This is a genomic window from Mycobacterium sp. 1245852.3, assembly GCF_001669335.1.
Lineage (GTDB): Bacteria > Actinomycetota > Actinomycetes > Mycobacteriales > Mycobacteriaceae > Mycobacterium > Mycobacterium europaeum_A.
In genome coordinates this window covers 1-14,932 of the sequence record NZ_LZLL01000542.1, presented here as the reverse complement: position 1 = coordinate 14,932, position 14,932 = coordinate 1, and the positions used below count along the sequence as shown (strand labels likewise).

General features: G+C 59.1%; 12 protein-coding genes and 1 pseudogene. 8 read left to right on the top strand and 5 right to left on the bottom strand.

Annotated elements, in window-relative coordinates; all coding sequences use genetic code 11:
• Positions 1–131: 131 nt before the first annotated feature.
• The 8 genes from A9W96_RS31775 (at position 132) to A9W96_RS25015 (ending at position 11,160) form a co-directional block, all read left to right on the top strand.
• Positions 132–923 (top strand): hypothetical protein, encoded by a 792-nt coding sequence (locus tag A9W96_RS31775; RefSeq protein ID WP_231999847.1) that lies wholly within the window; start codon positions 132–134, stop codon positions 921–923.
• 1,069 nt (positions 924–1,992) lie between these two features.
• Positions 1,993–3,828, top strand: a complete 1,836-nt coding sequence (locus A9W96_RS25035; protein WP_067143884.1) for an acyl-CoA dehydrogenase — start codon at positions 1,993–1,995, stop codon at positions 3,826–3,828.
• 816 nt (positions 3,829–4,644) lie between these two features.
• Positions 4,645–5,799 (top strand): hypothetical protein, encoded by a 1,155-nt coding sequence (locus A9W96_RS25030; RefSeq protein WP_067143882.1) that lies wholly within the window; start codon positions 4,645–4,647, stop codon positions 5,797–5,799.
• A gap of 57 nt (positions 5,800–5,856) precedes the next feature.
• Entirely contained in the window at positions 5,857–6,276 is a 420-nt protein-coding gene (locus A9W96_RS32870; protein WP_231999845.1) for a hypothetical protein, read from the top strand.
• A 73-nt stretch (positions 6,277–6,349) separates the two neighbouring features.
• Entirely contained in the window at positions 6,350–6,661 is a 312-nt protein-coding gene (locus tag A9W96_RS32865) for a hypothetical protein (protein ID WP_231999843.1), read from the top strand.
• Between the two features lie 331 nt (positions 6,662–6,992).
• Positions 6,993–8,861, top strand: a complete 1,869-nt coding sequence (locus tag A9W96_RS25020; protein WP_067143880.1) for a class I SAM-dependent DNA methyltransferase — start codon at positions 6,993–6,995, stop codon at positions 8,859–8,861.
• The gene (locus A9W96_RS30790) at positions 8,861–9,814 is read left to right on the top strand and encodes a restriction endonuclease subunit S (RefSeq protein ID WP_082972589.1); all 954 of its coding nucleotides are present in this window, start codon (positions 8,861–8,863) and stop codon (positions 9,812–9,814) included. Before A9W96_RS25020 ends, A9W96_RS30790 begins: the two co-directional genes overlap by 1 nt.
• A 269-nt stretch (positions 9,815–10,083) precedes the next feature.
• A complete protein-coding gene (locus A9W96_RS25015) occupies positions 10,084–11,160 on the top strand; it encodes a DUF3644 domain-containing protein (RefSeq protein WP_067143878.1) in 1,077 nt (358 codons plus the stop codon).
• 195 nt (positions 11,161–11,355) lie between these two features.
• Here A9W96_RS25015 and A9W96_RS33470 read toward each other — a convergent pair whose 3' ends face one another.
• The 5 genes and pseudogenes from A9W96_RS33470 to A9W96_RS31765 form a co-directional block, all read right to left on the bottom strand.
• The gene (locus tag A9W96_RS33470; RefSeq protein ID WP_156765399.1) at positions 11,356–11,709 is read right to left on the bottom strand and encodes a helix-turn-helix domain-containing protein; all 354 of its coding nucleotides are present in this window, start codon (positions 11,707–11,709) and stop codon (positions 11,356–11,358) included.
• The gene (locus A9W96_RS25010) at positions 11,710–13,041 is read right to left on the bottom strand and encodes a site-specific integrase (RefSeq protein WP_082972588.1); all 1,332 of its coding nucleotides are present in this window, start codon (positions 13,039–13,041) and stop codon (positions 11,710–11,712) included.
• Positions 13,038–13,178: a helix-turn-helix domain-containing protein gene (locus A9W96_RS30785; protein ID WP_231999853.1), complete on the bottom strand. Its 141-nt coding sequence runs from the start codon at positions 13,176–13,178 to the stop codon at positions 13,038–13,040. Before A9W96_RS30785 ends, A9W96_RS25010 begins: the two co-directional genes overlap by 4 nt.
• Positions 13,179–13,226: 48 nt before the next feature.
• The gene (locus A9W96_RS30780; protein WP_082972586.1) at positions 13,227–14,042 is read right to left on the bottom strand and encodes a helix-turn-helix domain-containing protein; all 816 of its coding nucleotides are present in this window, start codon (positions 14,040–14,042) and stop codon (positions 13,227–13,229) included.
• Between the two features lie 740 nt (positions 14,043–14,782).
• A pseudogene (locus tag A9W96_RS31765) lies at positions 14,783–14,932 on the bottom strand (IS481 family transposase); the annotation flags it as partial.

The following is a 14,932-nucleotide window of genomic DNA, read 5'->3' as shown; positions in this document are numbered from 1 at the left end:
CGTCCATTGTTCCTATCTCTGCGCTTACGTCAGCGGGGTCTCCAAGGTCGTCGGGGATTAATCTTGAGCATGTCCGTAGGCTGGTAGAAGCTGATACTCCGCTTCCGCCGATTCTGGTCCACCGTCCCACGATGCAGATCGTCGATGGGTTTCATCGCGTAGCTGCGGCCCTGAACCAAGGTCTCGACTCGGTAAAAGTTCAATTTGTCGACGGACCAGCGGATCTGGCTTTCATTGCGGCGGTTCGGGCGAACGTTACTCACGGTCTCCCGCTGTCCTTGGCTGACCGACGTGCTGCGGCAACACGAATCATTGGCACGCATGCTCATTGGTCAGACCGTGTGATCGCAGAAATCACCGGGCTATCGGCTAAGACTGTATGCGGCATTAGGTCGAAAAGTGGAGGTCCACAGAATCCAGATGCACGGCTCGGGAAAGACGGTCGTTTGCGTCCGGTTAATCCCGCTGCGAGCAGAGCATTGGTTGCCGAATTGATAAAGGCGAAGCCGGAAGCGACACTTCGCGAGATCGCGGCTGAAGCTGGCGTCTCCCCGAACACGGTACGAGCTGTTCGCGATCGGCTTCGTGGGAGCGAATGCGGCATAACAGTTGGTTCTCAGAACTTAGGCCGTAGCACGGGTGGAAGACCGCGGCTGACCATCCATCGCGAGATGGCTACCGACGTAGCTCCTTTGCTCGATATCCTTGCTCGGGACCCGACTTTACGGATGAACGCGGAAGGGCGAAAACTATTGCGCTGGTTGCACCTTCGCTCTATTGGCCCTGATGCGGCGGGTGTCTTCGATCCTGCACCGGCACACTGCCTCGAGCATTTGATCGAATTGGCAAAGCGGTGCGCGGTAAATTGGGGCAAGGTTGCATCCGATCTCGAAGAAGCGCACCGAAGTCGGATCGCGATATGATGCTGTCATTGGCTGCCGCTGTCGATTCAACGTTCACGACGCGCGACCCTGAATGCTCCCTGGTCCAGTCATGTCGTGCAGATCTTCACGCTGTGGATTGACGGATTCGGCCGGGAGGTGCCACAGGTTCGGCGAGCGGATGTAGTTCGCTGCGCAACTGCTTAAAATCATCAGTTGCGCAGTTCCTGATCGTCTCATCTCGCTACTGCAAGGATGCGAAGCGTTTGACAACAACCGAATTGATGGATCGAGAGCAACGGTAAACCCTGCCTGTGAAAATCGTCGGCCATCACGCGACTCCGGCTCGCCCCGGATTACCGTTGAATCTTCGCGCTGCCGGCGAGAAGGTGTCGGAGAAGATGCTCCAAGATCGTGGCCGAGATACGGCTCGCCGGGATCAGCTCGCGTACGTTCAAAGTGCGCAGCACCGTCGTCCATCCCGCCGAATCGTTTCCGCCTGGCCCGGTCGAGGGCCGATTCGATCAGGGTTGGCCCGATGCGGGTGTGGAGTTCCGAGATCACCCACCTGATGCGCGGAGAATGGGACCTGTACCTGCGCGCGATCCGAGGCGAACATGCCAAAGGGGGCTGGGCTGGTCGGGCCGCTGGTCCGGGACGGGAATGCATGTGGGAGAAGAGAGCTCAGGGGCGAAGGTTCCCAACAAATGTTGCGTATCTGATTTATACCGTTGTGAAAACTGTTCCTATACAACCAATGTCGCGTTACCTTCAGGCACCGTTGATGGAAGATGGGTCGGTCCAGCCAATTCGGCTCGCAAACCCATGACCACCGCCCGATGAGCTTCCTTGCCCGGATCTGGTCCACACCAAAAGCTATGCAGGACAGGGAATCTCTAGGGCAACATTGGCTTTCCGTCAATTGACGGCGCACGGACCTTCACGGCTATTTCGCAGGTCGGGTGCGAGCCTAGGGGTCGATCACACAAATGATGACTGGCCGCCGGCAGTTCATTTAGTCTCTGCATCAATAGTTCATGGGGTTACCGCTAACGGCCAGAAGGCGTTAACGTCTTCGAGCTACTAGTAACGCTTGAGGGGCGGGGATGCGGTGAGTCACTACAAGAGCAACGTCCGCGACCAGGTATTCAACCTGTTCGAAGTTCTGGGCGTTGACAAGGCGCTGGGCCAGGGCGAATACGCCGACCTGGACGCCGACACAGCCCAAGAAATGCTGAACGAGATCAGCCGGCTGGCCGAGGGGCCGATCGCCGACTCGTTCGTCGAGGGCGACCGCAACCCGCCAGTCTTCGACCCGAAGACCCACTCGGTGACGCTGCCCGAATCGTTCAAGAAGTCGGTCCACGCCGTCATCGAGGCCGGCTGGGACAAGGTCGGCATCGACGAGGCCCTCGGCGGCGTTGCGATGCCCAAGTCGCTGCTGTGGGCGCTGCACGAGCACATCCTGGGTGCCAACCCGGCCGTATACATGTATGGGATAGGTGTGGGCTTGGCACAGATCCTGTACCACCTCGGTACCGAAGAGCAGAGGAAGTGGGCCGTGCTGGCCGCCGAGCGCGGCTGGGGCTCGACCATGGTGCTCACCGAGCCGGACGCCGGCTCCGACGTGGGCGCCGGCCGCACCAAGGCGGTCCAGCAGGAGGACGGCTCCTGGCACATCGACGGCGTGAAGCGGTTCATCACCTCCGCCGACTCCGGCGACCTGTTCGAGAACATCTTCCACCTGGTGCTGGCGCGCCCCGAGGGCGCCGGACCGGGCACCAAGGGCCTGTCGCTGTTCTTCGTGCCCAAGTTCCTGTTCGACTTCGAGACCGGTGAGCTCGGCGAGCGCAACGGCGTCTACGTCACCAACGTCGAGCACAAGATGGGCCTGAAGGTCTCGGCGACGTGCGAGCTGAGCTTCGGCCAGCACGACGTCCCCGCCAAGGGCTGGCTGGTCGGCGAGGTGCACAACGGCATCGCGCAGATGTTCGAGGTCATCGAGCAGGCCCGCATGATGGTCGGCACCAAGGCCATCGCCACCCTGTCCACGGGTTACCTGAACGCGCTCGAGTACGCGAAGTCGCGCGTCCAGGGTGCGGACATGACCCAGATGACCGACAAGACCGCACCGCGGGTAACCATCACGCACCACCCGGACGTGCGCCGGTCGCTGATGACCCAGAAGGCCTACGCCGAGGGTCTGCGCGCGCTGTACCTGTTCACGTCGACCTACCAGGACTCGGCCGTCGCCGAGGCCCTGCACGGTGTGGACGCCGAGCTGGCGGTCAAGGTCAACGACCTGATGCTGCCGGTCGTCAAGGGTGTCGGCTCGGAGCAGGCGTACGCCAAGCTCACCGAGAGCCTGCAGACCTTCGGTGGATCCGGCTTCCTGCAGGACTACCCGATCGAGCAGTACATCCGCGACGCCAAGATCGACTCGCTCTACGAGGGCACCACCGCCATCCAGGCGCAGGACTTCTTCTTCCGCAAGATCGTCCGCGACAAGGGTGTGGCCCTGGCCCACGTGTCCGAGCAGATCCAGAAGTTCGTCGACAGCGAGTCCGGCAACGGCCGCCTGAAGACCGAGCGCGAGCTGCTGGCCAAGGCCCTGACCGACGTCCAGGCGATGGCGGCCACGCTGACCGGCTACCTGATGGCGGCGCAGGAGGACGTGACCAGCCTGTACAAGGTGGGCCTGGGTTCGGTGCGCTTCCTGATGAGCGTCGGCGACCTGGTCATCGGCTGGCTGTTGCAGCGTCAGGCGGCGGTCGCCGTGGCGGCGCTGGACGCCGGGGCCAGCGGCGATGAGCGGTCCTTCTACGAGGGCAAGATCGCGGTGGCATCGTTCTTCGCGAAGAACTTCCTGCCGCTGCTCACCAGCACTCGTGAGGTCATCGACACGCTCGACAACGACATCATGGAGCTCGACGAAGCCGCCTTATAAATTGCGTTAGGTCTGTCGATTCACATACGGACTATCACACGGCTTTGCCGTGCGATGTCGGACTGCTCGGAATAGCCGTCACCCTTTGGGTCGCCCGTGTCGGATGCCCATGTGCACGACAAATGCCTCGACGAAGGTCGCACGGGGACCGGTTTTCGCTGTGTCACTTGCCCAACGCACAAGCCGTTGTTTGGAATCCGATGGTTTCCTGGTCGCGTAGAGCGGCGACCGCGACATCCTACCGGTCGCCACCGCTTAGTTGACTGCCATCGGATCGTCATCACGCTTCTACCAGACATTCTTCACACTGAGCAGTCCACCACGCACCGTGCGAACACTAGTAATTCATAGCAACTGGACCGAACCGGGGAACCGCAAAGATGGGAGGTCGGGTTCCCCGGCCCGACAGTTTAACGATATCTGCGGACCGGATGGATGACTCCGAAACGCGCTGAACTTTGTCTGCTGCGACCGCATAGCGCAGTCATTGGGACTTCTTCCAACGCAACTTCATGCTTTGACCTTGGGATCTGCGATGGTCGGGACAGCCGGTACGTCCGCAGTCGGGACCGCGTCAACGTCGTCCAACAAGAACAATCCAGAGTTACACGCCACGGCAAACGCGCTCGCCTCGCGGCGCGTGGTGACGGTGTCGAAGCGCGGCCGGCACCTGGAGCGCAGCCGTCCTGCCAGCCGGTGAGTACTACCTGGCGAACGGTACGTACCCATCCGGCCATTTCGCCAAGCACCGCCGCAGCCGGCGCGTCGACCTCGATACGCCCGTCCGTAAGGCCGTCGGCGGTTGCCATGCAACCAGTGACGCCGCCCGCCCTCGACGCTGTTGCGGTCCGGCCCAAGAAGCAGGTGCGACCTGACAGCCTGACGCCGACCCGAAAGTTGATCAAGGACATCGTCGATGCGGGTGGCCTGCTCGAAATCGACACCACCGACGACAAGACTAGCTATTCCAGCCTGGTCGGCATCATCAACCGCCGGGGAATGGCGCCGGACGGCCAAGAAGTCATCATGGTTCGTGGTAAGTCCTATCACCATGTCGTCTTTCGGTTGTCGTCGGTGTCGGATTGGCAGACAGAATCACCGGCCCACGTCGTTGCTGCTGAGCGGATTGGGCGGTGGCATCCGGCAGTGGCGGCGCTGCGCGACGGCAAGCGGCTTGACTCCATTGAAAAAGAGTTGCGGGGGAGAGCCTTTCGGCTGTTGCACGCTCTTGCCCGCGAAGCGGATGCTCGCGGATACCCTGTGCGCGCATCCCGTCAGAACTACCGCGGTTACGCCCACGAGAACACCAAGCTCGATGGCGACTTGATCTTCACCGTCGGTGACATCGAGTGCTCGGTGCGCATTTGGCAACCGAATGACCGTGTTGATCATCCACCTACCGCGGAGGAATTAGAGCGGGCCAAGAATTATGACTGGCCGCCACGACGATACGACTATGTGCCGGCGAACCGACTGAGCATCGCGATCGAGACGACAAGCCGCTTCTGCTCCAAGAAATCCTGGACCGAGACCAAGACGCTATCGCTGCAGAGTCGGCTGCCGGACGTGATGATGACCTTCGAGCGGTGGGCCGTTATCGACGCCGAGGGCAGGGAGGCCGAACGACGCGCCGAGATCGAGCGGCAGGCACGGCAGGCCCGCGAAGAAGCACTCGCTCGCGAAGCTTACGTTCAGCACGCACTCGGTGAACGTCTTAAGGCAGACCTCGACGACTGGGAGCTGGCGGGACGGCTGCGACGCTACCTCGCCGAGATGGCCGCCAGGCTCGAACTGATCGCCGACCCTGACGACCGTGCCGCCGCCTCCGAGTGGCTGACCTGGTGCCAGGAATATGCAGCGAAGCGCGATCCGTTTGCAAAGCCGATCAGGCGGCCGAGGCTCAAAGAGCCCGGCTATTCGGAGATACAGGAGTTCCGCCAGCGGCTCGGGTTCCGTTCTGGCTCCTGGTGATTCCGCGACGTTTGGATTCCGCAAGCGCAACGCTGCTTGCCGGTGCAGGATCGACTCATGGAGGTCGGTGACGAGTGGATATACCGCGCGAAGACTTTCGACCCGTCGGAACGCGTGAAGATCCTCGCGATGCAGAAGCTCAAGCAAACGACGCGCGTAGACATTGAGTTCCTCGATGGCGGGCATGCGGGTACTCAAAAAAATGTTCCCGGCTCGCGCTTGCATGGCCCGTGGAGCAGGGTATCGGAGTACGACAAGTTGATGGCGAATCGGCTGCGGCTCAGTAGCTGCGATCTAGATGAGGTTGAGGAATCAGCCGTCAGCGAGGTGTTCGATGCGCTGATCCCGAAAGAGATTGCTAAGTACTATGATTCGTTCAATCGCAACGGCACGACCGTGCGGGATCGTGACGCGCTAGAGCGTCTGATGCATCAGCCGATGAGCGACATATTGGAACAAGTCGGTCGACTGGTTTGAACGCGACGATGTATTGGAGTTGAGTGCAGAAGGCACGCTGTTGATAGCTCGATCTGTCTGCGCCGTGAATCCCGTGCCGATCCTCGACCGGATCACCGCTGAGGAAGCCCAGATTCGGGAGCACTGTAAGCGCGGCCGCGAAGTCGACGCTTTTGACGGCTCCGGCAAGCAGACCTCGTCGCCCGAGTGGGAGTACGAGTACTACCGCAAGCACTATCGGCCGGTCCACGAATTGCTTCGCGTCTGGTGCGGACATCGGTCAGTCACATTCTGTGAGCGGCTTACTGCGGCTGAAGCTGAAGTGCGTCGACTCAATATTCTTCTTGCCGAGGTGATCGACGAGCTAAGGCAGCACAACGCGGTTCACGCTGACGGCTACGCGTGAGCACAACGACAAACGCATTCGCCCCGAGACGGTTCGGCCCGTGGTCGACCGGCCGCTGGCGCCGTGGGAGATCCCCGTGCATGAGGTCCGCGTGCGAGCGCCGCGCTGGTAGTAGACCGCTCTTTTCCCTCGCGGTTAAGGCCTAGGGACACGGAACCGGCCAGACAGCGCGCCGGGCGCAGCTTCCGCTGCCTTGTCGGCAGCCAGCGATAAGCTCCCTTCCGTGAGTGATTCGTCCGACCCGGGACTCCAGCTAGCAAGGCGCGACACCGGTGCGATGAGCTGGGGGCGCGTCAGGTTGGGTCTCGGATCGTGCCAGTAGGAAACGCCAATGCCTAATGAGCGGGCGACCGAGAACATAGTTCGGACTCACCTCGCAAAGCACGGCATCGATTCGCAGTTTATCGAGGAGCAGTCAAGCTCGATCCCAGTCATTAAGAAAGCGTTGTCAGCCGCGAGTAAGTCTGGCGACGGGGTAGGTAAGCCTGAATTCATCATCACCTTTCCCGTGACAATGCCTCACGTGGTCATCGTGGTGGAATGTAAGGCGAACAAACGATTTCATCAAACAAAGGACAATTCTAAGCCGTCTTTATATGCGGTTGATGGGGCTTTGCATTATGCTCGTTTCCTAGCGGCGAAATACGACGTTATCGCGATCGCGGTAAGCGGCACGGAAGCGAACAATCTATTGGTTTCCACATATCGGCAACTGCAGGGAGAAGCTACAGCTCAACCCCTTGCCTCACCTAATGGGCCCGTCAATACGCTAATCAACGTTCAGACGTACCTCGATTTGCTGACTTTCGACCCTTCAACGCGACAAAGAACCGAAGCGGAACTCCTGGCCTTTAGTCGTACGCTTCATAACTATATGCGAGACTACGCTAAACTGTCCGAGCCAGAGAAGCCGCTCGTTGTGTCGGGGATTCTTCTGGCGTTGCGTGACGACGCCTTCAAACGAAACTGGTCGTCGTATAAACCGAAGGACCTGGCCCGCGAGCTGTATTCGGCGATTGCGCGAGTTGTCGACGACGCAGATATTGTCTCGTGGAAGCGCGAAATAATGCTGGCGCCTTATGCGTTCGTCCGTACGCATCCGGAGCTTCCCAAGCCCACCAAAGCTGGCGAAGTGCCACTCGTGCGCTTGATCGGCGACATAGACGAACACGTGCGGCCGTTCCTTGATCAATACCACGACGTCGATGTTATCGGTCAGTTCTATGGCGAATTCTTAAGATACACCGGTGGCGATAAGAAAGGCCTCGGCATAGTCCTGACACCGCGACATCTGACTGAGCTCTTTGTCAAGATCGCGAACGTCGGTGTTGAGGACACGGTCGTCGATACCTGTGCTGGTACGGGCGGTTTTCTGATCTCGGCCATGCGTGAGATGGACGAGAAAGCCGGTAACGACGACAAACTACGGCAGCGCATCAGGGCGCACCAGCTCGTAGGAGTAGAGCAACGACCAGACATGTTTGCGCTGGCCGCCTCAAACATGATCCTCCGCGGCGACGGCAAAGCGAATCTGTACCAAGGATCGTGCTTCGATCCGGAGACTATCGCGAAACTTGATAAGCCTGATCCTCTGAAGCATATGCGCCCGAATATTGGACTTATAAACCCGCCCTTTAGTCAGCGTGGTGAGGGGCTCCACGAGCTTGATTATTTGTCAACACTTCTCGACGTCCTGGCGCCCGGCGGTACGGCGGTGGTGGTAATGCCGATGTCGTGCGCCATCGAGTCACATCCGACCAAGGAAAAGCTGCTCGAGCGGCACACGCTACTTGCCGTCATGTCACTTCCGAATGACCTGTTCCATCCTGTCGGTGTGATCGCCTGCGCAATGGTGTTTCGAGCCCATCAGCCGCATGGGCAGTCACCACAGCCGACTTGGTTCGGATACTGGAAGGACGATGGCTTCGTCAAGACGAAAGATCGCGGCAGGATCGACTTAAACCACCGTTGGGATGGCATCCGCAACGACTGGGTGCACTCGTACCACTCCCGCGAGGTTAAGGCCGGCGCAAGCGTCACACGCGTGGTCGGCGCTAATGATGAGTGGTGCGCCGAAGCATACATGGAAACTGATTATTCGCATCTCACGCTGCGCGACTTCGAAGATGCGCTTCGACAATTCGCAATATTTAAACTCGCCTATCCCGAGGGATCGGTTAGCGCCGACGAGGAGGTGTGATGGCTACTGTTGAAGACCTATTTGAGGTCAAATCTGGGCACAGTCTACCGCTAAATAAGCTTCAGCGGGCCAGCTCCGACGATGGCATCGCATTCGTCTCGAGAACAGCTCGTAATAACGGAGTCTCCGCTTGGGTATCGGATATAAGCGGCCTGGATCCTGCGCCGGCAGGTAGTTTGACAGTTTCGCTTCGTTCGCGGAATCATGCCCTAGCGACATTTGTCCAGCCACGCGACTTCTATACTGGATACCACGTGGCCATACTTTCACCGCGAAAGAAGATGACTTTACAGGAAAAGCTGTGGTGGGCTCAGTGCATTCAAGCTAATCGCTTTCGTTTTAACTTTGGCCGTCAAGCGAATCGGACTCTGCGATCGCTCACCCTTCCCGATAAAATGCCAAATTGGGCTAAGAAAACGGCGGTACCTGTCTTTGAGCGAGCTGCCCCGTATGCCACAAAACGTACTCGCTTAGTCGACATGGTGGACATGGATTTTGTCTCTATATCGGAGCTATTCGAACTGCATCGAGGTCGCAATATATTGAAACGTAATCAGCGGCCTGGTGTGACTCCGTACGTCAGCGCTTCGGGTCTCAATAACGGCATTTCGAGTTGGATCGCGGTCGATGCTGACTGGCCAGGTAACTGCATCACCATTGCAAGTAACGGCGATGTTGGATCGGCGTTCTTCCAGCCGGCCCCATTCATCGCATCCGCTGACGTTACAGTGCTTAAACCAAAGTTCAAGTCTGAGCCAGCGGATTTGCTCTTCTTTTGCACGATTGTCCGACAAGAGAAATATCGGTGGAACTACGGGCGGAAGTGGTCGACAGCTAGGATTCGGGAAACGAAAGTGCGGATGCCGATTAAAAAGGGATCCGTCGATTGGCACTGGATACGAAAGTATATGAGTATGAGCGAGCTGGGCCCTCTAATTTTCAAAGCGCCCTGACGGACTCGCCTGCTTGGCGGCGCAACACTAGGTTTGGGCGCTATTCTTATCGTGAATGCATATCCGACAACATCGTGGGATTTTTGAAGAGCATATGTACGCGTCGCGAATAACGTCTAAGCTCGTTAGCCTTTTCGCATGTGGCAATTCTTTGAATGGATTTCAAAATGTCCGGAGGTGCCCAACCCGCCGGGGGTATTGGCTCCATTCTTACTACTGGTGTTCGTGTGGAATGTGGACAGCTAGGATTGCACAGTGAGGCACCCGGGTTGAAGAAAGAATCGAAGCTATTGAAGGAAAAGGCGACGAACTCGCTATTGCTGAGCATTGACCACTTCAATCGGCCATGGGACGTGGGGCGCCTGGAGGCTGTACTTATCTTGCTCGATCACTCCTTCGAGATGCTGCTCAAATCCGCAATCCTCTTCCGCGGCGGCAAGATCCGCAAGCCGCGCGAAAAGAACACCATTGGCTTTGATGACTGTGTCCGCATAGCTCTATCAACTGGCGAGGTGAGGTTTTTGAGCGATGAACAGGCGTTGGTGCTCCAAACCATTAACGGTCTTCGAGATGCTGCTCAACACCACCTCTTGACTTTGTCCGAGGGGCAGCTTTATTTTCACACTCAGAGCGGAGTTACGCTATTTCGCGACATATTGCACGAGGTGTTCAATGAAGAGCTTTCCAACTTACTGCCGGGCCGAGCACTTCCTGTCTCCACGGTTGCGCCAACGGAACCATTGATCATGTTCCGCGAGGAGGTCGACGAGATAAAGCGGCTACTTGCGCCCGGCAGGCGAAAGCGAGCTGAGGCCGAGGCGCGCCTCCGCGGTTTGGCCATTGTTGATGGCGCTCTCCAGGGTGAGCTTCTGCAGCCAGGCGCTTCTCAGCTGCGCAAACTCGGCAAACACATCGTGGCCGGCAAGTCACTGGATGAAGTCTTTCCTGGCATCTCGGCCGTCCATTTCACCACCGAGGACACGGGCCTGCACGTTAACCTGCGGATCGCCACCAAGGAGGGCATCCCTGTAACGCTCGTGCCAGAAGGGACGCCAAACGCAACCGTCGTCGGTGTGAAGCGAGTCGATGAACTTGGCTATTACAACTTGGGTCACAACCAATTAGCGCAGAAGGTTGGTATCAGTCCGAGCAAGTTAACTGCTGTGGTGAGAATGTCAAAGCTAAAAGAAGACTCGGCCTGTTCGAAAGAATTTAAGATTGGGCGAAGTCGTCATCAACGGTACTCGCAAAACGCAATCGCACGCGTAAGAGAGTGCATCGATATTCGCGGCCTCGATAACATATGGAAGGAGTTCCGAGCATTGCAGAAGTCCGTAAAGAAATAGCCGCGGCAGTTGTTTTGTTGACAAACTGAACACCTGCCAAGACTTACTGCACACCCACCTACCTGGTCCGTCACTATCGGGCAAGAGCTTCTCTAGACAGATGATCACTGCTGGTTTGCCCGTCTCAGACCGGTCGAGCATTACTCACGGTCGCTGCGCGGCGAGACGGGTGCCCGTAGGGGGCGAAAAGTACTCCTAATACTTCCGCCCCTGCGGTCGCACCGTCACCCCAGCAGCTTTCAGTATCTTCAGGACCGTTGTCCGCCCCAGTGCGAACTCATCAGCAACCTGCCGACTGGTCTGCCCTGACTCATACGCCGCAACCACCTCAGCCCGCAGCTGGGCCGTGATCCGCTGCCGCCTCCGGGGTGGGGAGACGAAGCGTGATGCCCCGTCTTTCACAAAGCCATCAACTTGCACATCAGTCAACAATGTGTTCGGAATGAACTGACTCAGGGCTACCAGGTGAAATGGCTCCCGGAGACTCCTCCGGGAGCCATTTCCATGCCTGATGGCCACGCATTTGGCCACATTAGGCGTGCTAAGCATCTAACTGTTGCCTTCGGACGCCGGATCCCAGCTGTCTCCGATAAGGAATGCGGCCGCACGCTCGGCGGCATCTCTGTCGTCGTTTCGTACGACATGGGCATAGGTCTGTAGAAAGAAGCCAACATTGGCGTGACCGATCCGCTCGCTAATCACCTTCGGGTTGACGCCGGCTTTGAGCGCGCCCGTCGCATAGGAATGCCGCAGATCATGGAACGTGATCCGCGAGAGCCCCGCAGCTGCCGCGAGACGATCGAAACGCTGCCTGATCGTGTCTGGGTGAGGTGGGCGTCCGTCCTCGAAGGTGAAGACAAAGTCGCCAGGGTGGTAGTCGGGCCCGAAGAACTCTCGCTCGTGGTTCTGAACCTCGCGCCAGCTGCGTAGCGCGGCGACCGTGGCTCGATCGATGGAGATCGTTTGGTCGGCGTTCTTTGTTTTGCCGCCGTGTTTGTCGCGGGCGTGGCCTTTGACGACGACGCGATTGTCGTGGACCGCGACCTCGCCGGCGTTGAGGTCAACGGCCGACCACTTGAGCCCGCAAATCTGTCCTCGGCGGATTCCGGTGGTGAGTTCCAGCAAGAACAGCGCAGCGAACCGGTCATGCTGGATCGACATGAGGAAGGCCTGAATCTGCTCAGGATTCCAGACCATCCGGCGTGTTCGGGGGCGTTTGGGGGGTTTGACGTTGCTTGCCGGGTTGTCGTTGATGTATTTCCATGCAACGGCGTCGGCGAGCGCCCGGTGGAGCAGTGCGTGAATGTTGCGTACCGTTTTGGGCGCTAGACCAGGTGCCAGCTGCTTCGGAAGAATCCCGGATTTGTACCGGCGAACCGCGGCTCGCGCCGCGTGGATGGTCGTGTGGCACATGTCGGAAACCTCGCGCGCCGTTGGCGTCCCTCCTTTCGCGACTCGCTCCGACCAATAGGCGTACATCTCCGCATTGCGATCGCGCTTGACTCGGCCTTCGGCGAGTAACGTCGCGTAGAGCTTCAAAAGTTGAGGTTCGTCGAGCCCTTGAAGACGTTCACCGCCGATCCGGGGGATCACGTACGCGGTCGCGTAATCGCTCCAGTTCTGCCAGGTTGTGGCATCGACCGACGGTTCGATGGCCGCGAACCATTCGGCAAAGAAGTGGGCGACTGTGCGGGTGGATGGCTTGACGACTCGGCCGCGATCCGCCTCGCGCATCGCTTCGCGGCAGGCTTGCCACGCCTCCTTTTTGGTGTCGAAGCCGCTCTTGGTGATCCAAGGGTAATTACCGGTTGAAGGATCCCGTTCGGGAGCACGGAACTGGTATTGCCACTTCGAACCACGCTGGCGTACAGATCCTTTCACGATGCCATCAGCTCTCGTAGCCCCGCGGTGACGATGTAGACACGACCACCGAGCCTGCGTACGGGTAGATCGCCGGAAGCGACCAGCCGATAAGCGGCGGCGCGGCTGATCCCCAACAATGTCGCTGCGCGAGGCACAGCAAGGAGCAGTGGCAAGTCATTAAAGACTGTGTCATGCAATGTAACTCACCTCCCTTCGCTCGGATATGTAGACGTTGTTTGGCTCTTCAGCCCTTGCTGGGGGCTGCAGCGCGGGCAGAACGCAGCTGCTTCGGTTCCATCCGACAGGGTGACGTTGATGGTGCGTGATTGCGCGTCTTCGCATTCACCGCACCACGGCACACCCGGTCGGATCGCTGTGGGTGGCTCAGGAAGCTCGGCGAGCCGTCGTGCCAGGACTCGCGCCGGATACCGAACGCCGTCCGGGCGCTGCGAAAGGTGCACTGAAAGGCTGTCTGGGGTCCAACCAGCGGCCAACGCGTCGTCAACCGCGGATCTGAGGTCCTTGACGTCCCCTGGGTCAAGATTCCATGGCAGCGCGTGCAATACCCTTAGGGCGGTGACCCGTGGTTCGGTTGGAGGTTTAGATGTGGGGTTCAAGGGGTCTCGCTGCGACACCCCCGTGGGGTCCCCATCTGACACCCCTCCCGTCCGGCGTTGGGACGGGGCCCGTCTCGCGGTGGCACCGGGGGGTCCCGCATCGAGGCGGGGTGATTGGACCAAGTGAGGCGCGAGAGGGTGATTGAGGTAGTAGCGCGTAGCGCGTTGCGCTCCTGAATCGTGGAATTGTCGGTTACGTGTGATCAGACCGTCGACTTCCAGCCTCTTGAGCGCGCGTAGGACTGTGCTTCGCCCAGCGCTGGATTCTGCCATCAGGGTGCTGATCGAGGGATAGCACGAGAAGTTCTCGTCCGCCTTATTCGCAAGCAGGTGCAGGATGAATTTCGCTATAGCTGAATCAATGTCGAGCCCCGTCGCCCAGTCGAGGGCCTTCCAGCTCATCGGACTCGAACCGCTGACTGCGTCGCGCTGCGGGCGGTGGGAAATCGCAGTGTGAAACCAAGCGGTTCAGCGGATCGATCAATGTCTCGCAGATCAGGTGTACCGCCAAGGCGCGCGTCAAGTGGCTCATGGGGCGGTCTCGCCCCGGGTCGATACGGCCAGCGATGCTCATAGAGCCGCATCAGTTCTGTCTGGTCTCGCATAGTTCGGAACGTAAGCCGCGAAGGATGGCTCCGTCTACCAAGGATGCGACATTGGCTTCGGAATTCGTTGAAAAGCAACGATTGTCGCCGGGGGATGCGGACAAATGGGGACCGATGATAGGTGGACCGGGGCGCCTATCTCTGACTTAACAATGATTTGCACAACAAATTCGGTGTCGCCGCGGCTGTCTGCCGCTCAAGGCGGTACACGGCGGCCGGGCGACGATCCCTCGGACGGAGATCTAGAGACCTTGTGATTAGGCGACTCTTCGGTTGTGTGTAGACGGCAGGTGCGGACGAGGCGTTCCAGCAGCTCGACTCTCGGGGTCCGGGCGCCGGATTCGTTGCGACGATTGCCTGCTGCTTGGTGCCCCGTTTCGCGGACGAGCCCTGCTTGGGTGAGTCCGGCGACCTTGCGCTAGGCGACCTCGACAGTTCCAATCGCCAATCCCGCGGCGGCGTACATATCTCGTCGGAAACGACTTCGATCGTGGTGGCAGATTCGGCGAGGATCTATTCGCGCAGGTTAGTCAACCGCTAGTTGTATGAGGCCATGACATTGGTAACTCCCGTGGTGAGCTTCGATGTCGGTGGCTGGCCGTTTGATGCGCTGTGAGGCCGGTGGTAGTTGTAGTGGACGTTCCAGATGCCGAGGGCGTCTGCGCGCTGTTGCTCTGATGTCCATGC

Bases quoted from the DNA above. Each gene is read 5' to 3' on its own strand.
- A9W96_RS31775 (WP_231999847.1), top strand. From the start codon at position 132: ATGCAGATCGTCGATGGGTTTCATCGCGTAGCTGCGGCCCTGAACCAA.
- A9W96_RS32870 (WP_231999845.1), top strand. From the start codon at position 5,857: ATGGAGGTCGGTGACGAGTGGATATACCGCGCGAAGACTTTCGACCCG.
- A9W96_RS25020 (WP_067143880.1), top strand. From the start codon at position 6,993: ATGCCTAATGAGCGGGCGACCGAGAACATAGTTCGGACTCACCTCGCA.
- A9W96_RS30790 (WP_082972589.1), top strand. From the start codon at position 8,861: ATGGCTACTGTTGAAGACCTATTTGAGGTCAAATCTGGGCACAGTCTA.
- A9W96_RS33470 (WP_156765399.1), bottom strand. From the start codon at position 11,709: ATGCTTAGCACGCCTAATGTGGCCAAATGCGTGGCCATCAGGCATGGA.
- A9W96_RS30780 (WP_082972586.1), bottom strand. From the start codon at position 14,042: ATGAGCTGGAAGGCCCTCGACTGGGCGACGGGGCTCGACATTGATTCA.